The organism is Blastomonas sp. SL216, assembly GCA_026625625.1.
GTDB lineage: Bacteria > Pseudomonadota > Alphaproteobacteria > Sphingomonadales > Sphingomonadaceae > Blastomonas.
The window spans coordinates 815880-838511 of the sequence record CP113055.1 but is presented as its reverse complement, the minus strand read 5'-3'; the positions used below and the strand labels follow the sequence as shown (position 1 = coordinate 838511).

Annotated in this window: 21 protein-coding genes; 9 read left to right on the top strand and 12 right to left on the bottom strand. The window is 63.5% G+C overall.

Annotation, left to right across the window (positions count from 1 at the left end; genetic code table 11):
• The first annotated feature begins 141 nt into the window (after window positions 1–141).
• From OU999_03955 to OU999_03935, 5 genes are all read left to right on the top strand, one after another.
• Window positions 142–696, top strand: coding sequence for a F0F1 ATP synthase subunit delta (locus OU999_03955; protein WAC24357.1), 555 nt, complete (start codon window positions 142–144; stop codon window positions 694–696).
• A gap of 7 nt (window positions 697–703) precedes the next feature.
• On the top strand, window positions 704–2233 hold the full coding sequence (atpA, locus tag OU999_03950; GenBank protein ID WAC24356.1) for a F0F1 ATP synthase subunit alpha: 1530 nt from the start codon (window positions 704–706) through the stop codon (window positions 2231–2233).
• A gap of 119 nt (window positions 2234–2352) precedes the next feature.
• Window positions 2353–3228 (top strand): F0F1 ATP synthase subunit gamma, encoded by an 876-nt coding sequence (locus OU999_03945; GenBank protein WAC24355.1) that lies wholly within the window; start codon window positions 2353–2355, stop codon window positions 3226–3228.
• 24 nt (window positions 3229–3252) lie between these two features.
• Entirely contained in the window at window positions 3253–4695 is a 1443-nt protein-coding gene (atpD, locus tag OU999_03940) for a F0F1 ATP synthase subunit beta (protein WAC24354.1), read from the top strand.
• 140 nt (window positions 4696–4835) lie between these two features.
• Complete coding sequence (locus tag OU999_03935) at window positions 4836–5093, top strand: ATP synthase F1 subunit epsilon (GenBank protein WAC24353.1); 258 nt, start codon at window positions 4836–4838, stop codon at window positions 5091–5093.
• A gap of 45 nt (window positions 5094–5138) precedes the next feature.
• Here OU999_03935 and OU999_03930 read toward each other — a convergent pair whose 3' ends face one another.
• Window positions 5139–5591: a DUF6265 family protein gene (locus OU999_03930; protein ID WAC24352.1), complete on the bottom strand. Its 453-nt coding sequence runs from the start codon at window positions 5589–5591 to the stop codon at window positions 5139–5141.
• A gap of 12 nt (window positions 5592–5603) precedes the next feature.
• On the bottom strand, window positions 5604–6521 hold the full coding sequence (locus OU999_03925; GenBank protein WAC24351.1) for a DMT family transporter: 918 nt from the start codon (window positions 6519–6521) through the stop codon (window positions 5604–5606).
• 212 nt (window positions 6522–6733) lie between these two features.
• Between OU999_03925 and OU999_03920 the strand changes: the two genes are divergently transcribed.
• A complete protein-coding gene (locus tag OU999_03920) occupies window positions 6734–8290 on the top strand; it encodes a CpaF family protein (protein ID WAC24350.1) in 1557 nt (518 codons plus the stop codon).
• Here the strand turns inward: OU999_03920 and OU999_03915 are convergent, their stop codons facing one another.
• Window positions 8291–8482, bottom strand: coding sequence for a hypothetical protein (locus tag OU999_03915; protein ID WAC24349.1), 192 nt, complete (start codon window positions 8480–8482; stop codon window positions 8291–8293). It lies immediately after the preceding gene.
• 145 nt (window positions 8483–8627) lie between these two features.
• Between OU999_03915 and OU999_03910 the strand changes: the two genes are divergently transcribed.
• Window positions 8628–10163 carry an NAD(P)/FAD-dependent oxidoreductase gene (locus OU999_03910; GenBank protein ID WAC24348.1) on the top strand — a complete coding sequence of 512 codons (1536 nt, stop codon included), beginning with the start codon at window positions 8628–8630 and terminating at the stop codon, window positions 10161–10163.
• Window positions 10164–10185: 22 nt separating this feature from the next.
• On the opposite strand, the gene OU999_03905 is transcribed toward OU999_03910, so the two are convergent.
• From OU999_03905 to OU999_03885, 5 genes are all read right to left on the bottom strand, one after another.
• Window positions 10186–10962, bottom strand: a complete 777-nt coding sequence (locus OU999_03905) for an alpha/beta hydrolase (GenBank protein WAC24347.1) — start codon at window positions 10960–10962, stop codon at window positions 10186–10188.
• Between the two features lie 56 nt (window positions 10963–11018).
• Window positions 11019–12509 (bottom strand): wax ester/triacylglycerol synthase family O-acyltransferase, encoded by a 1491-nt coding sequence (locus OU999_03900; GenBank protein ID WAC24346.1) that lies wholly within the window; start codon window positions 12507–12509, stop codon window positions 11019–11021.
• A 117-nt stretch (window positions 12510–12626) separates the two neighbouring features.
• Entirely contained in the window at window positions 12627–13400 is a 774-nt protein-coding gene (locus OU999_03895) for an enoyl-CoA hydratase (GenBank protein ID WAC24345.1), read from the bottom strand.
• On the bottom strand, window positions 13397–14452 hold the full coding sequence (locus OU999_03890; GenBank protein WAC24344.1) for an enoyl-CoA hydratase/isomerase family protein: 1056 nt from the start codon (window positions 14450–14452) through the stop codon (window positions 13397–13399). The genes OU999_03895 and OU999_03890 overlap by 4 nt, the downstream gene beginning before the upstream one ends.
• A 10-nt stretch (window positions 14453–14462) precedes the next feature.
• Complete coding sequence (locus OU999_03885; protein ID WAC24343.1) at window positions 14463–15608, bottom strand: acyl-CoA dehydrogenase family protein; 1146 nt, start codon at window positions 15606–15608, stop codon at window positions 14463–14465.
• Between the two features lie 209 nt (window positions 15609–15817).
• Between OU999_03885 and OU999_03880 the strand changes: the two genes are divergently transcribed.
• On the top strand, window positions 15818–16729 hold the full coding sequence (locus tag OU999_03880) for a DMT family transporter (GenBank protein ID WAC24342.1): 912 nt from the start codon (window positions 15818–15820) through the stop codon (window positions 16727–16729).
• On the opposite strand, the gene OU999_03875 is transcribed toward OU999_03880, so the two are convergent.
• Both OU999_03875 and OU999_03870 read right to left on the bottom strand, forming a co-directional pair.
• Window positions 16726–18309, bottom strand: coding sequence for a fatty acid--CoA ligase (locus OU999_03875; GenBank protein WAC24341.1), 1584 nt, complete (start codon window positions 18307–18309; stop codon window positions 16726–16728). The genes OU999_03880 and OU999_03875 overlap by 4 nt on opposite strands.
• Window positions 18310–18409: 100 nt before the next feature.
• Entirely contained in the window at window positions 18410–19048 is a 639-nt protein-coding gene (locus OU999_03870; protein ID WAC24340.1) for a DUF938 domain-containing protein, read from the bottom strand.
• 83 nt (window positions 19049–19131) lie between these two features.
• On the opposite strand from OU999_03870, the gene OU999_03865 reads away from it, so the two are divergent.
• Complete coding sequence (locus OU999_03865; GenBank protein WAC25340.1) at window positions 19132–19629, top strand: isoprenylcysteine carboxylmethyltransferase family protein; 498 nt, start codon at window positions 19132–19134, stop codon at window positions 19627–19629.
• Window positions 19630–19669: 40 nt separating this feature from the next.
• Here the strand turns inward: OU999_03865 and gcvPB are convergent, their stop codons facing one another.
• Together gcvPB and gcvPA are read right to left on the bottom strand one after the other, a co-directional pair.
• Window positions 19670–21250, bottom strand: a complete 1581-nt coding sequence (gene gcvPB / locus OU999_03860) for an aminomethyl-transferring glycine dehydrogenase subunit GcvPB (GenBank protein ID WAC24339.1) — start codon at window positions 21248–21250, stop codon at window positions 19670–19672.
• Entirely contained in the window at window positions 21247–22605 is a 1359-nt protein-coding gene (gcvPA, locus tag OU999_03855; protein ID WAC24338.1) for an aminomethyl-transferring glycine dehydrogenase subunit GcvPA, read from the bottom strand. The genes gcvPB and gcvPA overlap by 4 nt, the downstream gene beginning before the upstream one ends.
• Window positions 22606–22632: the final 27 nt, after the last annotated feature.

Here is a 22632-nt window from a genome sequence, read left to right as displayed (position 1 = left end):
ACCGGGCCTGGCAACGATGTTTGCCGCCTGTCTTGCAATGCAGCAATATGAGTGCTAACCGCCGCGCCGACAGGTGAGGGAGGGCAGCGCCTTTCCGCATCCGCCTGCTGCATTATCATAATGGCAAGGGAAAGCATTCGCGTGGACATTTCCGGCGGGATACAGGCCAGTCTGGCAGGGCGTTACGCCTCTGCCCTTTTTTCGCTGGCGCGTGACGACAAGCAGCTTGCCGAAGTGGAAGCGAGCGTTGCGACGCTGCGCGCTGCGCTGAATGAGTCGGAAGATTTCGCCACGCTCACCAAGAGCCAGACGATCAGCCGCGCCGCTGCCGAAAAGATCGTCGCTGCGCTTGGCGACACGCTGAAGCTCGACAAGATGACCGGCAATCTACTGGGCGTGCTGGCGACCAATCGTCGCCTTGGCCAGCTCTCGCAGATCCTCGCTGCGTTCGACCAGCTGGTTGCGGCGCATCGCGGCGAAGTGACCGCCGAAGTGACCTCGGCCTTCCCGCTGTCCGAAGCGCAGCTCGATGAAATCCGCAAGCAGCTGAAGGACCGTGCCGGTCACAGCATCAAGATCACCGCGAAAGTCGATCCGTCCATCCTGGGCGGCCTGATTGTCCGCATGGGCAGCCAGATGATCGACTCCAGCATCAAGACCCGTCTCAACACGCTCAGCCAAGCGATGAAAGGCTAACATTCTCATGGACATTCGTGCCGCAGAAATCTCCAAGGTTATCAAGGATCAGATCGCCAATTTTGGCACGGATGCGCAAGTATCCGAAGTGGGCAGCGTGCTGAGCGTCGGCGACGGCATCGCGCGCATCCACGGACTGGACAATGTCCAGGCCGGTGAAATGGTCGAGTTCTCCAACGGCGTGCAGGGCATGGCCCTGAACCTCGAAGCCGACAATGTCGGCGTCGTGATCTTCGGCTCGGACGCCGAGATCAAGGAAGGTGACGTCGTCAAGCGCACCGGCACCATCGTGGACGTCCCCGTCGGCAAGGGCCTGCTGGGCCGCGTGGTCGACGGTCTGGGCAACCCGATCGACGGCAAGGGCCCGATCGTTGCAGACAAGCGCATGCGCGTCGAAACCAAGGCGCCGGGCATCATCCCGCGTACCTCGGTGCACGAGCCCGTGCAGACCGGCCTCAAGGCGATCGACGCACTCGTTCCCGTCGGCCGTGGCCAGCGCGAGCTGATCATCGGTGACCGTCAGACCGGCAAGACCGCTGTCGCCATCGACACCTTCATCAACCAAAAGGGCGCCAATGCCGGCGACGATGAGGGCAAGAAGCTGTACTGCATCTATGTCGCCATCGGCCAGAAGCGTTCGACCGTTGCGCAGATCGTGCGTCAGCTCGAGGAATCGGGCGCGATGGAATATACCATCGTCGTCGCCGCCACCGCTTCGGAGCCCGCTCCGCTGCAGTTCCTGGCACCGTATACCGGCTGCACCATGGGCGAATTCTTCCGCGACAACGGCATGCACGCCCTGATCGTGTATGACGATCTGTCGAAGCAGGCCGTTGCCTATCGTCAGATGTCGCTGCTGCTGCGTCGTCCTCCGGGCCGTGAAGCCTATCCCGGCGACGTGTTCTATCTCCACTCGCGTCTGCTGGAACGCGCCGCGAAGATGAACTCGGACAATGGTTCGGGCTCGCTGACCGCGCTGCCGATCATCGAAACCCAGGCTGGCGACGTGTCGGCCTATATTCCGACCAACGTGATCTCGATCACCGACGGCCAGATCTTCCTCGAAACCAACTTGTTCTACCAGGGCATCCGTCCGGCCATTAACGTCGGTCTGTCGGTGTCGCGCGTGGGTTCTGCGGCGCAGACCAAGGCGATGAAGAAGGTTTCGGGCTCGATCAAGCTTGAGCTGGCGCAGTACCGCGAAATGGCGGCCTTTGCGCAGTTTGGTTCGGACCTCGACGCATCGACCCAGAAGCTGCTCAACCGCGGCCAGCGCCTGACCGAGCTGCTCAAGCAGCCGCAGTTCAGCCCGCTGCCGTTCGAAGAGCAGACTGCCTCGATCTTCGCCGGCACCAACGGTTATCTCGATGCACTGCCGGTGAACCGGGTGAACGAATATGAAGCGGCGATGCTCAGCTTCCTGCGCACCGATCATGCTGATCTGCTCACCACGATCCGCGACACCAAGGATCTGGGTGACGATGCCAAGGCCAGCCTGAAGGCTGCGCTGGACGCATTTGCCAAGACGTTTGCGTAAACTGCTGGTCCCCTGCGCAAGCAGGGGGCTATCGCCCGCCAGATGCGCGGGCTGACACGGCAGAAAATGGCCCCTCGGTTGAACGGGGGAGACCGAACAGGGTTTGAAGTTAGGACACCATGGCCAGTCTGAAAGAACTCAAGGGCCGGATCGCCTCGGTCAAGTCGACCCAGAAGATCACCAAGGCCAAGCAGATGGTGGCATCCGCCAAGCTGCGCAAGGCGCAGGCCGCGGCAGAAGCTGCGCGCCCGTATTCCGAGCGGCTTGAGCGCGTGATGGCATCGCTGGGATCGAAGATCGCGATCAGCGATTCCAGTCCGAAGCTGCTGGCCGGTACCGGCAAGGACCAGGTCCATCTGCTGATCGTGACGTCGTCGGATCGCGGCCTGTGCGGCGCGTTCAACTCGAACATCGTCAAGGCCGCCAAGCTGAAGGCGCGCGAGCTGGAAGCAGCGGGCAAGACCGTGCTGTTCTATCTCGTCGGCCGCAAGGGCCGCGGCATGATCATCCGCGAATATCCCAAGCAGATCGTGCGCTATTTCGACACCACCGCGCTGAAGAACCAGGGCTTTGCCGAAGCGCAGGCGATTTCGGCAGAGCTGATCGCGATGTACGAAAAGGGCGAATTCGACGTCGCCCACCTGTTCTATTCCAAGTTCCGTTCGGCACTGCTGCAGGAACCGGTTGGCCGTCAGATCATCCCTGTCGCCATTCCGGCAGGCGGCGCTGTGACCAGCGATGCTGCGGTGGAATATGAGCCCGATGAGGAAGAAATCCTTGCCGAGCTGCTGCCGCGCAACGTCACGACACAGATTTTCGGTGCGCTGCTGGAAAATGCAGCGTCCGAACAGGGTGCATCGATGACCGCGATGGACAACGCCACGCGCAACGCGGGCGATCTGATCAACCGGCTCACCATCGAATATAACCGCAGCCGCCAGGCCGCGATCACCACCGAACTCGTTGAAATCATCTCGGGCGCCGAAGCCCTTTAACCGTCCGAAAGCAGGAAACAGCTCATGGCAACCACCAACAATATCGGCAAGATCAGCCAGGTTATCGGCGCGGTCGTCGACGTGACCTTTGACGGCGAAATCCCCGCCATTCTGAACGCGCTTGAAACCGTGAACAACGGCCAGCGTCTGGTGCTCGAAGTCGCCCAGCACCTGGGTGAAAACACCGTTCGCACCATCGCCATGGACGGCACCGACGGCCTGGTCCGCGGCCAGAACGTCACCGACACCGGTGCGCAGATCCGCATGCCCGTCGGCCCCGAAACGCTGGGCCGCATCATGAACGTCGTCGGCGAGCCGATCGACGAGCGTGGCCCGATCAACGCCAAGGCATCGGCACCTATCCACGCCAAGGCTCCGGAATTCGTCGATCAGTCGACCGAATCGGAAATTCTGGTCACCGGCATCAAGGTCATCGACCTGCTGGCTCCCTATGCCAAGGGCGGCAAGATCGGCCTGTTCGGCGGCGCCGGCGTAGGCAAGACCGTGCTCATCCAGGAACTGATCAATAACATCGCCAAGGGCCATGGCGGTACCTCGGTGTTCGCTGGCGTGGGTGAGCGTACCCGCGAGGGTAACGACCTGTATCACGAATTCCTCGACGCCGGCGTTATCGCCAAGAACGAAGCTGGCGAAGCGATCAGCGAAGGCTCCAAGGTGGCTCTGGTGTACGGCCAGATGAACGAGCCCCCGGGCGCCCGCGCCCGCGTCGCGCTGTCGGGCCTGACCATCGCGGAATATTTCCGTGACCAGGAAGGCCAGGACGTGCTGTTCTTCGTCGACAACATCTTCCGCTTCACCCAGGCGGGTTCGGAAGTGTCGGCTCTGCTCGGCCGTATTCCTTCGGCCGTGGGCTATCAGCCGACCCTGTCGACCGACATGGGCCAGCTGCAGGAACGCATCACCTCGACCAACAAGGGCTCGATCACCTCGGTGCAGGCCATCTACGTTCCCGCAGATGACTTGACCGACCCTGCGCCTGCCACCTCGTTTGCTCACCTTGACGCGACGACCGTGCTCAACCGCGCGATCTCCGAACTCGGCATCTATCCGGCGGTTGACCCGCTCGATTCGACCAGCCGCGTTCTGGAACCCCGCGTTGTCGGCGTGGAGCACTACGAAACCGCCCGTGCGGTCCAGTCGACGCTGCAGAAGTACAAGTCGCTGCAGGACATCATCGCCATTCTGGGCATGGACGAGCTTTCGGAAGAGGACAAGCTCACCGTTGCGCGTGCGCGCAAGATCCAGAAGTTCCTGTCGCAGCCCTTCCACGTTGCGGAAGTGTTCACCGGCATCTCGGGCAAGTTCGTCTCGCTCGAAGACACCGTGAAGAGCTTCAAGGCCGTGGTCGATGGCGAATATGACCACCTGCCCGAAGCAGCCTTCTACATGGTCGGCGGCATCGACGAAGCCGTGGAAAAGGCCAAGTCGCTGGCTGAAGCTGCTTAAACTGACAATGCTCTCTCCCGCACGGGGGAGAGATACGAAGGCATGCGAGACTGCTCGCTAGCTGAAGTTGAGAGGGGATGGCGTATTCCCCTCTCCCAACCCTCTCCCCTCAAGGGGAGAGGGCTTGAAGGACAATCGAAATGGCACTGCATTTTGAACTCGTAACCCCCGAAAAGCTGGTTCGCTCTGAAGCGGTCCACATGGTCGTCGTGCCCGGCGCAGAGGGCGAGTTTGGCGTGCTCGAAGGCCATGCGCCGCTGATGTCGACCGTCCGTGACGGCCTTGTGTCGATCTACAAGAGCGAAGGCGCGCAGCCGGAAACCATCGCCATCGAGGGCGGCTTTGCCGAGGTCAACGAAAAGGGCCTCACCATACTGGCCGAGCGCGTTTCGGGCTAAGCCTTCGCCGGTCAGCCATGCCCGGTCGGCAGCCGGCTGCCCCGCCTATTTCAACGTCACCCTTTTGTACCGCCAGGCCTGGGGCTTGCTGCCATCGCGCATGCTCGCCTCGGCGAGCAGCATGTCGCCTTCCATCCAGTAGCGGATGCGCTGCGGATATTCGTGGTTGGGATTGACGAAGACGATCTCTTTCGGTCCCGCCTTGACCGCACGGAACGCGGCTGCAGGGTTGCCGAACGGCGCGCCGTAGAACATCAGGTCGCCATTTTCGTTGCGCGCAATCCGCATGAACTCATAGCTGGTGACCGCATCGCCGCGCCCGCCACGACCCGTCCCCAGCATCGTTTCGGCGCGGCAGCCGGTCCAGTTTTCCTCGGTCCAGCGCCCCTCGGTCTCTTCGGACACCCAGCGCCCCTCGATCCAGCACGGCAGCTGCGGAGCCGCAGGCAGGCTGGCCATCTGCATCGCCATACCGATAATCCATCCCGTCAGCGCCATGATCGCCCTTCCCTATTTGCGGCCATCGCGCAGCAGGTAGATGCCGCTGGCGATGATCACGCCGGTCCCCGCCAGCGCGACCAGGTCAGGATAATCGCGGTAGAAGACAACGCCAATCGCAATCGCCACGATGATCTGCACATAGACCATCGGCGCAACCGTGGCAGCGGAGCTGCGCGCGGTGGCAAGATAGACGAACATATGGCTGAAACTGGCCGAGACCGCGACGGTGGCGCAGACGAACACCACATAGGCACTCGGCCAGCCGATCTGCAGCGACGGCACGCCCGAGAGATGGCCCAGCGTCGCGTAGAGGATCAGCAGCGGCGCTGCGAGCGCAGCGACCAGGAACTGCATCAGCAGAACGCTGCCCGATCCGGCAGCGCGCGCGTTGCTCATCATCAGCCCGCTCATCCCGAACGCAGCCGCGAGCGGCAACAGGGCCGCCCAGCCGAGATCGGCAAAGCTCGGCCGCAGCACGATCATCACCCCGACAAAGGCGATCAATGTCGCCACCCAGCGCCCTGCGCTGAGCTTCTCCTTGTACAGGATCGAGGAAATGACTGCGGTCAGCAGCGGGGCCATGAACTGGATCGAGGTGGCGGTCGCGAGTGGCATCAGGAAGATGCTGGAGAAAAAGGTGACCGTAGCGCCAGCGAGGAAAAAGCCCCGCGCGAGCTGCACCCTGGGGCGCGGAAACCGGAAGCCCTTGGGGCCTTCGCGCACCAGCAGCACCAGCCCCAGCCCGATCGCGCCCAGCGTGAAGCGCAGCGCCGCCACCGCCATGCCCGGCCACTGCCCTGCGGCCGACTTGATCAGCCCGTCGCCGCACGACAGCAGCGCGAAACCGGCCAGCGCAAACAGCATGCCCTGCCCCAGACCCTGACGGGATTTCGCGGTCGAACCGGCATTCATCGCATTTTCGGCCAAGTCGTCGCGCCTGCTGGGGTGTTGTTAACTTTTGCCGGGCTTAATGCCCAATATCGGCACGGATGCAAGCGCCATCGGGAATCCGCCGGCGCAACAACGGCCTGACAGATCAGCCTGTTAGGACATTGTCAAAGTTTCCGGGCTATTCACCATGCACAATCTGGACGGCTTCTACCGGCTGTCTGCGACATATTCCGGGATAATCGGTCACCATGAGCGCGTTTGGCAGAAGGAATGGGATTGGACAGATAGGGCCCGGCGCCAGGCCGAGCTTCGGTGTCGCCCGCCCGATGAAGGGCGGCGCAGCAGGCGCGCCGACTCCCGAAGCCCGGCTTGGCCTGTCGCTCGACATGGGCGGCGATCAGTTCCCCGATCTCGACTCGGTCGATCTGCCCACGCTGGACATGATCGACATGACGCCCGAAAGCGCGGCGCTCAACGACGCGATGACGCGGTTGTCCGATCGCGCCAATTCGGTGGCGGACAGCGGCCCCAAGGTCGAAGGTTTCGAAGCCTCGGTCCACAAGATCAAGGAACAGGTGCTGCCGCGCCTGCTGGAACGCGTTGACCCGGAAGCCGCCGCCACGCTGACCAAGGATGAGCTGGCCGAAGAGTTTCGCCCGATCATCCTGGAAGTGCTCGCCGAACTGAAGCTCACCCTCAACCGGCGCGAACAGTTCGCGCTGGAAAAGGTGCTGATCGACGAACTGCTTGGCTTCGGCCCGCTTGAAGAGTTGCTCAACGACCCGGAAATCACCGACATCATGGTGAACGGGCCGGAACAGACCTATATCGAAAAGAAGGGCAAGCTGCAGATTGCGCCGATCCAGTTCCGCGATGAGGAGCATCTGCTGCAGATCGCGCAACGCATCGTCAACCAGGTTGGCCGCCGCATCGACCAGACCACGCCGCTGGCCGACGCCCGCCTCAAGGACGGCAGCCGCGTCAACGTCATCATCCCGCCGCTGTCGCTGCGCGGCACCGCGATCTCCATTCGTAAGTTTTCCGAAAAGCCGATCACGCTCGACAATCTGAAGGATTGGGGCGCGATGTCGGAAAAGATGGCGACCGCGCTCAAGATCGCCGGTGCATGCCGCTTCAACGTCGTCATCTCGGGCGGTACCGGTTCGGGTAAGACGACCATGCTCAATGCCCTGTCGAAGATGATCGATCCGGGCGAGCGCGTGCTGACGATCGAAGACGCGGCCGAACTGCGTCTGCAGCAGCCGCACTGGCTGCCGCTCGAGACGCGCCCGCCGAACCTGGAAGGCAAGGGCGCGATCAGCATCGGTGACCTCGTCAAGAACGCGCTGCGTATGCGTCCTGACCGCATCATCCTCGGCGAAATTCGTGGCGCGGAGTGCTTTGACCTGCTCGCCGCGATGAACACCGGCCATGACGGATCGATGTGTACGCTCCACGCCAACAGCCCGCGCGAAGCCCTGGGCCGTATGGAAAACATGATCCTGATGGGCGACATCAAGATCCCCAAGGAAGCGATCAGCCGCCAGATTGCCGAGTCGGTCGATCTTATCGTTCAGGTGAAGCGTCTTCGCGATGGTTCGCGCCGCGTGACCAATATCACTGAAGTGATCGGCATGGAGGGCGAGGTGATCGTCACCCAGGAACTGTTCAAGTTCGAATATATGGACGAGGGCAGCGACGGAAAGATCATCGGCGAATATCGCTCGACCGGTCTTCGCCCCTATACGCTGGAAAAGGCGCGCCAGTTCGGCTTCGAACAGGCATTTCTCGAGGCCTGTCTGTAACTACAGGCCTTTCAGCGCAAAGGCGGTGGCGAACACCGCCACCATCACTGAGATCATCGCAATGCCGGTCCAGGGCATGAACCCGACACGGTCGAAATCGCTGCGGCGCATCCGCTGCGCATCGGCAAAGGCGGCGGTTCCGGCGAGAGCCGACATGACAAGGGCGAGTTGCCCCCAAAGACTGTGAAACATGAGCGCTCCTTGATGTGGGCGTCATTTGGGGCCTGGCGCAGCAAAGTCCAGCCCCTGGCGTTACCCAACGCCATTATTCTTGACGCATCGGCGCATTGGCATCACCCTCCCGTTCCGTAGCGGCTCTGGTGGGGAGACATGGCCAATGCGCGGATCGGGTATCGTCTGGGGACTGCTCGCCAAGGCTGCGCCGGAAACCACAGGGGGCCAGGGGCCAGGGCTCGACCGACGACAGGTGCTTGCCGGCATCGCGGCCATGGGGCTTTCCCCTGCCCTGATCGACACGGCCGAAGCCGCGATCAGCAAGCGCAGCCGCATCGCGATCATCGGCGCAGGACTTGCCGGGCTGGTGGCACTCGATCGGCTGGTGGCGGCTGGCTTCAACGCCACGATCTATGAGGCGCGTGGGCGTATCGGGGGACGGGTGCTGACCTCGAACGGGCTTCCCGAACCGGGCCTGTATATCGAGGATGGCGCGCATCTGGTGAATACCAACCATGCCGACATTCTGGCGCTGGCCGAGCGCTTCAATATCGGCCTGATCGATCGCGGCGCGATGCCGACCAGCGAACGGTTCGTGGTCGATGGGGCGGAATTGACGGAGGCCGATCTGATCGCCGAATTCAGGCCGCTCGCCGCGCGCATTGCCGAGGACGCGGCTGCGGTCGATGCCGATTTCGATCGCCATGGAACCCGGTTCGACAGCATGTCGGTGCGGCAATATCTCGATGCGGCAGGCGCAGCCGCCAGCCCGAAGGCACGCGCGCTGGTCGAGGCGACCATCCGCACCGAATTCGGATCGGAACCGGGCGAGGTTTCGGCGCTCGAGCTGTTCTTCAACCTGCCCGCGATCAACGAGGACAGGGTCGCGCTGATTTCCGGCAGCGACGAGCGCTACAGCCTGGCAGGCGGCTCCTCGACCATTCCGCGCGCGCTGGCTGAGCCGCTGATGGAGCGGATCAAGACCGGCCAAGCGCTGACCACCGTGCGGCGCAAGGGCAAGGCGGTGGAGCTGAGCTTTGCCAATGGCGCGGTCGTGACCGCCGACCGGGTGATCATCACCGTGCCAGCACAGGTGCTGCGCACCATCGATTTCGGCACCAGCCTGCCCGCCGCCTGGCAGGCGCTGACCCGCGAGCTAAGCTGCGGGCGCAACGAGAAGATCAATGCGGGCTATGCTATGCGGCCGTGGGAAGCAAAGGTCGGCGCGGGCGGGGCCGCCTGGGCGGTACGGACCGGGGGCAGCCCGGGTCTGTTCAGCGAGTTCTGGGGTGCCAGCGCCGGACAGGATGCGGTGCCTGCTGGCGTGCTCACCTGGTTCTTTGGGGGCAACCAGACATCCAGCCTGATGGATTTGTCGCCCGAAGCGATGCTGCGCGCCTGCGAACGCGAGATTGCGCCTGCCGTGCCGGGGCTTGCTGCGCGCAGCGTCCGGCGCACCGCCTGGGCCAGGGACCCGTTCGCGCAAGGCGCCTATTCGCGCTTCCTGCCGGGCCAGCTGACCCGCTTTGCCCAGCACTTCTGGATAGAGGAGGAAGACGGCAAGGTCACCCCGCCGCTGCCCTCGGGCCCGATCCTGTTTGCGGGCGAGCATCTGTCAGATGCGCACACCGGCTATATGAACGGCGCTGCACAGACCGGACGGCTGGCGGCGGAACAGCTGATGGCGCGGGTGCGCTAGCCGTCGCGCTTATTTCTGCAGCTCAATCAGCCTTGACCGAACCGAACAGCATGCTGCGCCAGCCCGAGCGATCGAACGGCTTCCACGCGTCTTCACCCTGCGCCAGACGGTCCGCAATCGCGTACATCACCATCGGGTTGACGCCGAGCCCGCAATGGCTGGCGTGCACCTCGATATTGTCGGTCTGCGGTCCCGGCTTCTGAACCGATCCGCGCCAGGCGACGATGCCGTCGGTGCGCGTCAGGATGGACGTCGTCGGAACGGGCGGTGCCTCGTCGAGATTGCGGAAGCGGCCCTGCTGCAGCGGCTCGGGTTCGGGTCCGTTGAGCCGCTCGAACAGGCGGCGGGCATTGGTATGGCCGCGATCGTTGGAAATCGGGCTGCCCAGCGAGATGACCTGGCGGACCTTGTCGGGTGCATTCTTGGCGATCTCGCGCGCGAACACGCCGCCCAGGCTCCAACCGATGATCGACACCTTGCGGCCCGACTGGTCGTGAATGCGGTGGAGCAGATCGTTCATCTGCGCCTCGCGCGCATTGTCGATCCGGATATTGCGGCCCATGTCCCAGCCATGCGCGTCATACCCCAGGCTGGTCAGCAGATTGCGCATCGGCTTGGTCGACCGGTCGCTGGCCAGGAACCCCGGCAGCACCAGCACGCTATGGCCATCGCCCTTGGGCAGCATCGAGAGCGCGCCGCGAAAAGCATAGAACGCGCCCAGTTCGACCACGGCCCGGCCTTCTGCCAGGGTCCAGAACAGGTGCGGCGGCTTGGCAGACTGGGTAGCGGTGGCGGTCATCAATGTCTCCGATCTGTCACACAATATGGAGCATCAGCCCGCGAATACCAGCCCCATCACGCGGCGGCAGCAGCGGCCTTGCTCTTGCCCTTCCGCTTGGCTGCGGGCTTGTCGGCGGGGATCGACACCCCTGCCGCCAGCGCCGCCATCAGGTCCTCGAACGAGGCCTGCAGACATTCGGAATAGAATTCCGGATCGGGCATCGCCTTGCGGCAGGCGGTAAAGCCGATCGTCGCCTGATCGACATAGCTTTGCACCACATGCCCGAGCGCAAGGCCATCGGTCAGGCACAGCAGCCCGTGCATGCTGATCATCTTCGCGCCGGTCGAATAGATCGGCACCGGCGGACCCGGCACGTTGGTCACCACCGTGCTGAAGGGCGGCTTGACGTAATTGGCCAGCCCAAGCCGCGTGTAGAGCTGTGCCCCCAGCGCCATGAACAGTGCAGGCGACACCTTGCTCATCTCGGTCATCTGCCGCGCGCCGAGCGCATCGGTCATCGCCTTGGAACGCAGCGTCTGCTCGTGGACATAGGCGAGGCGCTCGACGGGATCGGCGATATGGCTGCCCAGCGGCACGATCATCGCCGACACCTGGTTGCCCATGGTGTTCTTTTCCTTCTCCGCCCGCACCGAGATCGGTGCCATGGCGGTGAGGCTGCTCTCGGGCAGCTCTGCATGTGCCGTCAGATAGCGGTGCAGACCGCCGCCGATGATGGCGAGGAACACATCGTTGATCTTGCAGCCAGGCGAAAGCGCACGCAGCGCCTTGATATCGGCCAGGGTGAAGGTGCGCCCCTCGACCACGCGATTGGGGGAGACCGGCACGTTGAATCTGGTGCGCGGCGCGGCAATGGCGGTGTTGAGGCTGAATTCGTTGGTCACCAGCCCCTTGGCGGCGCGGTACAGGCCGGGGGCGGCCTTGGCGATGACGCCGGTCTGCCGCCACGGGTTGAGCCACGCGCGGGCATAGCCCTTCAGGAACAGGCCAACCGGATCGGGCACGCGATCAGGCCGCCACGCTCTGGACGCCGGTGGCGGCGGATCCTCAGGGCGCAGCGTGTGGAGCGCATCCATCAGGTCGATGCCCGACATGCCGTCAATCGCGGCGTGATGGACCTTGGTGATCATCGCGAAGCTGCCCTTGGGCACGCCCTCGATATTGTCGAGCCCTTCCACGACACAGAATTCCCAGGGCGGTCGCGTCAGGTCGAGCGGGCGCGAGAAGATACGTGCGGCCTGGATGCACAATTGCCGCCAGTCACCCGGCTTGGGCAGCGCCACATGACGCACATGATATTCAAGGTCGAAATCCGGATCCTCGATCCAATAGGGATAATCGAGGTTGAGCGGCACCTTGACCAGCCGCTGCCGCATGGTCTGCGACAGGTGCATGCGCGATTCAAAGAAGTTCAATATGTCCTTGAAGCGCACGAACCCGCCCGGCGCGGTCGACGGATCGTAGATCAGGATCGAGCCGATATGCATCGGCGCGTTGCGCTGCTCCAATGCGACGAACGATGCGTCCATCCCCTGCAATTGCCGCATGGCCATTCCCCTCCCAAGGACCGCGCGCCGGCTGAAGCCGGTCACGCCGAGGGAGGGAGGCTAACACAATGCGCTTGCAGGGCAAGTGCGGCTAAAGAGCCCGCAGGCGGGCCCCGGTCAGCGTCCGGTCCAGTTGCCGGAGCGCTTCTCGACGAAAGCGGCCATGCCTTCCTTTTGGTCCTCGCTGCCGAACAGACCGTGGAACAGGCGGCGTTCGAAGACCACGCCCTGCTGCAGCGTCGTTTCGAACGCAGCGTTGACCATTTCCTTGACCGCCAGCGTGGCGAGCGGGGCCATGCCCGCAATCGTCTGAGCCGCCTTGACCGCTTCATCGACCAGATCGGCCACCGGCACGACGCGCGCAACCAGGCCCGATTGCTCGGCCTCGACAGCGTCCATCATCCGGCCCGTCAGGCACATGTCCATGGTCTTGGCCTTGCCGATCGCGCGCGCCATGCGCTGCGATCCGCCCATGCCCGGCGTGACGGCCAGCTTGATCTCGGGCTGGCCGAACTTGGCATTATCGCCTGCAATGATGAAATCACACATCATCGCCAGTTCGCAGCCACCGCCGAGCGCATAGCCGGCGACCGCAGCGATCACCGGCTTGCGCGTCGCGGTGACGCGGTCATAGCCGGCGAAGAAATTGCCGCCGTACATGTCGGCAAAGCTCTGCGTTGCCATTTCCTTGATGTCCGCGCCCGCGGCAAAGGCCTTTTCGCTGCCGGTCAGCACCGCGCAGCCCTGTGACGGATCGGCATCGAACGCACCCAATGCGGCGATGAGATCGGCCAGCACCTGGCTGTTCAGCGCGTTGAGCGCCTGCGGACGGTTGAGCGTGATCAGCGTTACGGCACCGCGCTGTTCGACGAGAAGCGTTTCATAGGTCATCGTGCAATCTCCAATGGGGTCCAGGCCTGATCTTCAGGCAGCGGCGCAAAGATCGTATCGAGCAGCGCATCGGTGACGCCCTCGGCGTTCTGCGGATTCCAGCGCGGCGCATTGTCCTTTTCGATGATCAGCGCGCGCACGCCCTCGATAAAGTCGTGCATCTGCACAACGCGCGCACCGATGGCATATTCCTGACGCATTTCGGACGCGAAATCAGGCATTTGTGCGCCTTCCTTGAGCTGGCGCAGCGCCACCTTGCAGGTTTGGGGCGACTTGGTGGAGAGCGTTTTGAGCTCCTTTTCGCTCCATTCCGAACCATCGGCGGTCAATGCCGCGAGAATGTCTTCATAGCGATCCGATGCAAACAGGCGGTCGATCTGCTCGCGATTGCCCAGAATGCGCGCGGGCGGCGGTGCCACGTCAAGCTCGGCGAGGATCGCTTCCAGATCCTGCGGCGCGGCAGCGATCCGCTGCTTGGCATCGGCCAGCGCTTGCGCGGGCAGATAATGCGTCGCGAGGCCCAGCGCATGGCATTCCGCGCCATCGAGCCGCGCTCCTGTCAGCGCGAGGAACGGCCCGACGCGGCCCGGCAGGCGCGAGAGGAACCAGCCGCCGCCGACATCGGGGAACAGGCCGATGCCCGTTTCCGGCATGGCGAAGCGCGTGTTCTCGGTCGCGATGCGATAGCGCGACGGCATCGCAAGTCCCACGCCGCCGCCCATGGTGATGCCATCCATGAACGCGATGACAGGCTTGGGATAGACGAACAGCAGATGGTTCAGGCGGTATTCGATGAAGAAGAACTCGCGCGCCTCTGCACCATCCGCCGCGCCGCTGGTCGCGAGCATGCGGATATCGCCGCCGGCGCAAAAGCCGCGGCCTTCGGCATGGTCGATCATCACCGCGTCGATTGCGGGATCGGCCATCCAGCCGGTCAGCGCCTCGGTCATCGCCTGGCACATCGGCGTGGTCAGCGCATGGATCGCACCGGGGCGGTTGAGGCTGATGATGCCGGTGCGTCCTTCGACGCGGGTGAGGATATCGCTGGTCATGACGTTTCCCTTACTGGCGCAGCATTTCGCGCGCGACGATCATCCGCATCACCTGGTTGGTGCCCTCCAGGATCGAATGAACGCGCAGGTCGCGCCAGAAACGCTCGATCGGGTAATCCTGCAAATAGCCGTAACCACCAAAGAGTTGCAGCGCATCGTTCACAATCTTCGAACCGCTGTCCGTGCTCAGGCGCTTGGCCATGGCGGCGAACTTGGTCTTGTCGGGCGCATTGGCGGTGACCTTGGCGGCGGCAAGATAGAGCAGCGCGCGCGCCGCCTCCAGATCGGTGGCCATATCGGCGAGCATGAACTGAGTGTTCTGGAAATCGCTGATCCGCTTGCCGAACTGCTTGCGGTCATGGGTATAGGCAATCGCCTCATCCAGGCAGCGCTGCGCGCCGCCCAGCGAGCATGCGCCGATATTGAGGCGACCACCGTCCAGCCCCATCATCGCGAAGCGGAAACCATCGCCTTCGGCACCCACCCGGTTAGCGACCGGAATACGCGCGTCCTCGAAAATCACCTGCGCGGTCGGCTGGCTATGCCAGCCCAGCTTCTTCTCGTTCGCACCGAAGCTGACGCCAGGCGTGTCCTTGTCGATGACCAGACAGCTGATGCCCTTGGGACCATCTTCGCCGGTGCGGACCATCGTGACATAGACGTCGTTCGCGCCCGCGCCGCTGATGAACTGCTTGGAGCCGTTGACCACATAGTGATCGCCATCGCGCACCGCCTTGGTCTTGAGCGCCGCGGCGTCCGATCCGGAGCCCGGCTCGGTCAGGCAATAGCTCGCGATCTTGTCCATGGTGACCAGGTCGGGCAGGTAGCGCGCCTTGAGCTCGTCCGAGGCGAAGCTGTCGATCATCCAGGCGGCCATGTTGTGGATCGAGATGAACGCGCTGGTCGACGGGCAGCCATAGGCCATTGCTTCCATGATCAACGCCGCTTCCAGCCGGCCCAGGCCGATGCCGCCGCTTTCCTCGCTGACATAGATCGAGGCAAAGCCGAGTTCGGCAGCTTCCTTGATGGTGTCGCGCGGAAAGATGTGTTTCTCGTCCCATTCCGCCGCAAAGGGCGTGATCCGGTCGGCGGTGAACTTGCGCGCCGCTTCCTGGATCGCAAGCTGATCTTCGGTGAGCTCGAACTGGTCGGTCATGGTTGTCCTGTGGCTTTGTGGCGGGAAATGCCGCCGGATTGTCCTCGCGATTAATCGAACTGCTCGGCTTTGGCCAGAGTGGTCACCCCTGCCCTTTTGGCCACGCTTGATGCGAAAATGCAGGAATCTTTGCATCCTGCCAGAAGTTTGCAGCGAATTTGCTCTATGACGGGATGACGCGCGAGATTGCTGCTGTTAGCAGGGCTCCGATGGATCTGCCCGAACCGACTCCCGCGCCTGCCGAGCACCGGAACCAGTCGCTATCCGCCATCGTCATTCGGCTGTTCGCTGCCGTGTCGATCACGGCGATGTTCGCTTGCGTGAAGCTCGCCTCGGATCGGGGCGTGCATGTGCTGGAGAGCGTGTTCTACCGGCAATTGGCAGGCATCATCGTGCTGATCCCGATTGCGCTCGCTGGGCCCGGCCTTGCCGCACTCAAGACGAAGCGGCCATGGGCGCATGTCAGCCGAATGGTGATCGGCATGGTCGCGATGTCGCTCAACTTCCTGTCCTTCGCCCTGTTGCCAATTGCCGAGGCGACCGCGATCGGTTTCATGGTTCCCATCGTCGCCACATTGCTGTCGATCGTGTTGCTCCAGGAAACGGTTGGCGTGCATCGCTGGACCGCGATTGCTGCAGGGCTGATCGGTGTGGTCATCGTCGCGCAACCGGGCGATGGCCATATCCCGCTGATCGGTGCGATTGTCTCGCTGTCAGGAGTCGCGGTAACGGCCTTTGTCAGCATCATCATCCGCAAGCTCGGCGAAACCGAAAACCCGATCACCACGATGTTCTGGTTTTCGCTGAGCTCGATGGTGCCGCTGGGCATCGCCATGCTGTTCGTCGGCCAGGTGCACGACGCGCACACCTGGGGCTTGATCGCGTTGATGGGCCTGTTCGGCGCGGGCGCGCAACTCGGCATTACCTGGTCGCTGCGCCTGGCGCCGATATCGGTGGTGCTGCCGATGGACTATTCGAGCCTGATCTGGGCGGCGCTGCTCGGCTGGTTCATCTGGGACAACTGGCCGGTGCCCGCGACCTGGATCGGGGCACCGCTCATCATCGGATCGGGCCTGTACATCGCCTGGCGCGAGAACAAGCTGGCGAAACGGCGAGCCTAACCCACCGCGCGCTCGCGCCCCTCCCAATAAGGCGCACGCAATTCACGCCGCAGGATCTTGCCCGTGGCATTGCGCGGCATCTCCGGAATGACATCGATGCTCTTGGGCGCCTTGAACGGCGCGATACGCTCGCGCGCCCAGGCGATTACCGAAGCGGAATCGACCTCATGCCCCGGCTTGGGCACGACCACGGCCTTGACCGCCTCGCCCCATTTCTCGTCAGGAATGCCGATCACTGCGACTTCCAGCACATCGGGATGGCCGAAGATGGCATTCTCGACCTCTGCCGGATACACATTCTCACCGCCGGAGATGATCATGTCCTTCACCCGGTCCTGGATATAGACATAGCCGTCATCGTCCATATAGGCGGCATCGCCGGTGCGCAGCCAGCCCTCGCCGTCCACCGTCTCGCGCGTCTTGGCTTCATTGCGCCAATAGCCGGTCATGTTGAGCGGCGAGCGCGTGGCGATTTCGCCGATGGTGCCATTGGGCACGGTATTGCCCTGGGCATCAATGATGCGGATCTCGACGCCCGGAAGCGCCTTGCCGGCAGAGCGCATGCGCTGGTTGCCCTGCGGATCATGATCCTCGGGCGGCAGCGCACAGAAAGTGCCGGTCGTTTCGGTCATGCCATATTGCTGGCAGAACTCGGCCCCCATGACCTGCATGCACTGGCGCAGCAGTTCCAGTGGAATGGGTGCAGCGCCGTACATCACCAGCTTGAGCTTCGACCAGTCGGTCGATGCGGCGCGCGGATGATTGACCACCATCTGCAGCGCGGTAGGCACCAGGAACATGTGGGTGACGCCATCGCTCACGCAATCGAGCACTGCATCGGGCGAGAACTCGGCGCGGATGACCGCGCGACAGCCATTGTAAAAGGCAATCGTGCCCACGCCCGATCCGGCAATATGCGCCACCGGCATGATGACCAGCATCGAATCCTCGCTGCCGACCTTGTACCAGTCGACATCCGAAGCCTCGATGATTGGCCGAAGCCCGAACATGTTGCGGTTGCAGAGCACCGCGCCCTTGGGGTGACCGGTGGTGCCTGAGGTATAGAGCTGCAGCACCCCGCGTTCGGGATCGACCTGCGGCAGCGCGGCATCGCCCTGCGCTTCGGCCCAGCCATCGAGCGTCTGCAGACCCGATGCGCTGTCGTCTTCATCGATGAGCAGGGTCCCGAGGCTATCAAGCCCCTCGGCAGCGGCCTGGGCGGTTTCGGCGGAGAACGGCTGGCAGACCAGCATGGCCGCCCCGGTATCGGCGAGGATATAGCGCACTTCGGGCACCGCCAGGCGCCAGCCCACCGGCACCATGGCAAGGCCTGCGCGGCTCGCCGCGATCAGCAACGTAAAATACAGGCTGGCATTCTTGCCCAGCCAGGCGATGCGCGTGCCAGGCTCCAGCCCGGCAGCGACAAAGGCGCGGGCGTAGCGATCGGCCTGTGCGTCGAGCTGACGATAGCTGATCCGGGCAAGGCCATCATCCAGCGCGATGGCATCGGGGCGTTCCTCTGCCCAGTAGCGGATGGTCGAACCAAGATCGGTACGCGCATTGGTCGTGCTGGCCAGCATGTCTCTCTCCCACAATGCTTGCATGGGGGCGGACCTTTGCGGCCCTGCCCTGTCGAGAGCAGGCTAGGCGGAAAGCCGCGCGCTTGACAATAGATTTGCGTCAGGCCCGGCGATAGACCAGCGACAGGTTGTTCGCGGGCATCTCGATCAGGTCGGACCGGACAAGGCCATTTTCGGCAGCTATGGCGTCAACTTCGGTCACATCGCGCAGCCCCCAGGCGGGATTGCGCGCCTTGAGCGACGCATCGAACGCCAGGTTGCTCTCTGCCGTCATGACGTCATGACGGATGAATGGCCCATAGATATAAAGCGGCGCGTCAGGACCGAGCAGGCCGGCAGAATGGCGGAAAAGCGCCAGCGTCGCGCTCCAGGGGCTGATATGCAGCATGTTGATGCACAGGATCGCATCCATATCACCCACCGGCCAATCGGGCTGCTCGACATCGATCAGCACAGGCGGGTGGATATTGGCGACGCCCGCTTCTGCCGCCCAGGCCGCGATCGACCGCAATGCCGCAGGCTCGCAATCGCTCGGCTGCCAGCCAAGCTGCGGGAACGCCTGTGCGAAATGCACTACATGCTCGCCGCTGCCGCTGGCGATTTCCAGCACGGTCCCGCTCTCTGGCAGGACCTGCCGCAATAGCGCGGTGATGGCATCGCGATTGCGCAAGGTAGCAGGGGCATGGCGGCGCACGTCTTCGCCCGCCTCGTCGATCAGCCATGGCTTGGGTCCGGTCATGACAGCATCATGGCGTGAAGCCTTGGCCAGAGCAATCATCTGACGCCTTGCATCATGTAGTCGGAGAGGCCAGCTTGGCCGCCATGGACGACGAACCACCTCAACTCCCCCGGATCGACCCCAGCATCGCGCCTTCGGTCGGCTTCCCGCCGCCGCTGGTCTATCTAGGCTTTCTGCTGCTTGGCCTGTTGCTCGACCGCCTTGCAAGCCTGCCGCCCATACCGATGGGGCGATCGCTCGAATGGGTCGGCTTTGCGCTGATGATCGGCGGGATCGCGCTGATCATCGTCTCGCTCGGCCTGTTCAAGGCCTATGGCGAGAACCCCGAACCCTGGACGCCCAGCCAGGCGATCATTGCGCGCGGTCCCTATCGGCACAGCCGCAATCCCATGTATCTGGGGATGCTGATGATCCAGTTCGGCTATGCTCTTTGGGATGCCAGCATGGGCGTGCTGGCGTTCGTGCCCTTTGCCTTCATCGCCATCGATCGTGCGGTCATTGCCAAGGAAGAGAAGTATTTGCGCGGCAAATTTGGCAAGGCGTTTGAAGATTACTGCGCGCAGGTGCGTCGCTGGATGTGAAAAACCCGCCCGGCTTGCGACCGGGCGGGTTCCGAAGGGATCACTCTGCGGCTTCGGCCTGTTCGATGACCGGTTCGGTCCAGACGAGCACCGGCTTGCGCGCGGCAAGCGTCTCGTCGAGGCGACGGCGCGGCGCAAAATGCGGCGCGCTGTGCAGCGACGGATCGCCCTGCTTGGCCCTCAGCGCCACCGAGCGGAGCGCACCGATGAACTGATCCAGCGCAACCTTGCTTTCGGTCTCGGTCGGCTCGACCAGCATCGCGCCGTGGACGACCAGCGGGAAATAGACCGTCATCGGGTGGAAGCCCTCGTCGATCAGGCCCTTGGCGATATCCAGCGTCGAGAAGCCCTCTGCCAGGCCATTGTCCGAGAACAACGCCTCGTGCATGCACGGCCCGGCTGCACCGAAGGGCGCGTCGAGCACGTCCTCCAGCGAGCGCAGCACGTAATTGGCGTTGAGCACCGCATCCTCGGCGACCTGCAGCAGACCGTCGGCACCGTGGCTGAGGATATAGGTCAGCGCGCGGGTGAACATGCCCATCTGGCCATGGAAGGCGACCATGCGGCCAAAGCTGGAGGCGTGATGGTCCTCCATGCTCTCTTCCTCGATCAGCACCAGCTTGCCATCATCGGCGCGTTCCACGAAGGGGAGTGGCGCGAACGGGGCCAGCGCTTCGGAGAACACCACCGGGCCGGAACCGGGTCCGCCGCCACCGTGCGGGGTGGAGAAGGTCTTGTGGAGGTTGATGTGCATGGCATCGACGCCGAGATCGCCCGGGCGCACCTTGCCAACCACCGCGTTGAAGTTCGCGCCGTCGCAATAGACGAAACCGCCCGCCTCGTGCACCGCATCCGAGATGATCTTGAGATCGCGCTCGAACAGGCCGCAGGTATTGGGGTTGGTGATCATCACACCCGCAACATCGGGACCGAGCCGCGCCTTCAGCGCATCGACATCAACGCGGCCATCGGGCTTGGCGGGAATGTCTTCGACCTGATAGCCGACGAATGCGGCGGTGGCGGGGTTGGTGCCATGCGCGCTTTCGGGCACCAGGATGACCGAACGCTTGTCACCGCGCGCCTCGAGCGCCGAACGGATCGCCAGGATGCCGCACAGCTCGCCATGCGCGCCGGCCTTGGGCGACATGGCAACGCCGGCCATGCCGGTAAGCTTGACCAGCCAATCGCCCAGCTCGTCGATCACCGCCAGTGCACCCTGCACGGTGTGGATCGGCTGCAGCGGATGGATATCGGCAAACCCAGGCAGGCGCGCCATCTTCTCGTTGAGGCGCGGGTTGTGCTTCATCGTGCACGATCCCAGCGGGAACAGGCCGAGGTCGATCGCATAGTTCTGGCGGCTGAGGCGTGTGTAGTGACGCACGGTTTCCTGCTCGGACAGGCCGGGCAGGCCGATAGCCGCCTTGCGCTCCAGCCCGCCGAGACGCGACGCCACCTTCGGCGCTTCGGGCAGGTCGACGCCGGTGCGGCCCCTGTCGCCGATCTCGAAGATCAGCGCCTCTTCCAGCATCAGCGCACGGTTGCCGGTGCTGGTGGCCATGGCGGACGATACCACCGCATCATCGACCGGACGGGTCGGGCGGCCCTGGTTGTTCATGCTCATGCCAGCAGCTCCTCAAGGTTCGTGGCAAAGGCTTCGATATCTTCATGGGTGGCGGTTTCGGTCACCGCGACGACCAGTCCGTTGGCAAGCTCTGCATCCTCGGGATACAGACGGCCCAGCGAGACACCGCCCAGGATCTTCCGATCGGCGAGCGCACGGACGACCGAGCGCGCATCCTTGGGAAGAACGAGGGTGAACTCGTTGAAGAAGCTGGAATTCAGTAGCGTGACACCGGGAACCTTCGCCAACCGGTCTGCAGCCGTCACCGCCATGCCATGGTTGATCTCGGCCAGTCCGCGCAGACCCTTTTCGCCCAGCAAGGTCATGTGGATGCTGAACGCCAGCGCGCACAGACCGCTATTGGTGCAGATGTTGCTGGTCGCCTTTTCGCGGCGGATATGCTGCTCGCGCGTGGACAGGGTGAGCACGAACCCGCGCTTGCCCTCTGCGTCCACAGTCTCGCCGCACAGACGTCCGGGCATCTGGCGGACATATTTCTGCTTGCAGCCGAACAGGCCGACATAGGGCCCGCCGAACTGCAGCCCGACGCCGAGCGACTGGCCTTCGCCGACCACGATGTCCGCGCCCATTTCGCCGGGGCTGCGCAGAGCACCCAATGCGACCGGCTCGGTCACCACCGCAATGAGCAGCGCACCTGCCGCCTGTGCAGCGCTGGCCAGCGCCGAAAGGTCATCAATCCGGCCCAGAATGTCGGGATATTGCACCACGACGCAGCTGGTGTTCTTGTCGATCTGCGCGATCAGATCGGCAGTATCGGTGTCTGCGTTGAGGCTGGGGGCGCTGTGCACCAGCGCATCGCCGGTGAAGCGCGCCATGGTCTTTGCGACACCGACATAATGCGGGTGCAGGCCGGACGACAGCAGGGCGGTGGCGCGCTTGGTGATGCGGCGGGCCATGCTGATCGCTTCCCAGCAGGCGGTCGAGCCGTCGTACATCGACGCATTTGCCACATCGCAGCCCAGCAGGCGCGCGACCTGAGTCTGAAACTCGAACAGCATCTGCAGCGTGCCCTGCGCGATTTCCGGCTGATAGGGCGTGTAGGCGGTCAGGAACTCGCCGCGCTGGATCAGGTGATCGACCGAAGCCGGGACATGATGCCGATAGGCACCTGCGCCCATGAAAAAGGGCAACTCGCCGGCGACCAGGTTGTGGCTCGCCAGCGCCTTCATATGCCGTTCCACCGCCATTTCAGGCGCATGCATGGGCAGGCCATGGATCGGACCGGTCAGACGGGCTTCTTCGGGAATATCGATGAACAGGTCATCGATCGATGCTGCGCCAACGGTGGCGAGCATCGCGCTGCGATCCTGCGTATTGAGGGGGAGATAGCGCATTGCGGCTTATGTCCTTGGCTCAGGAGA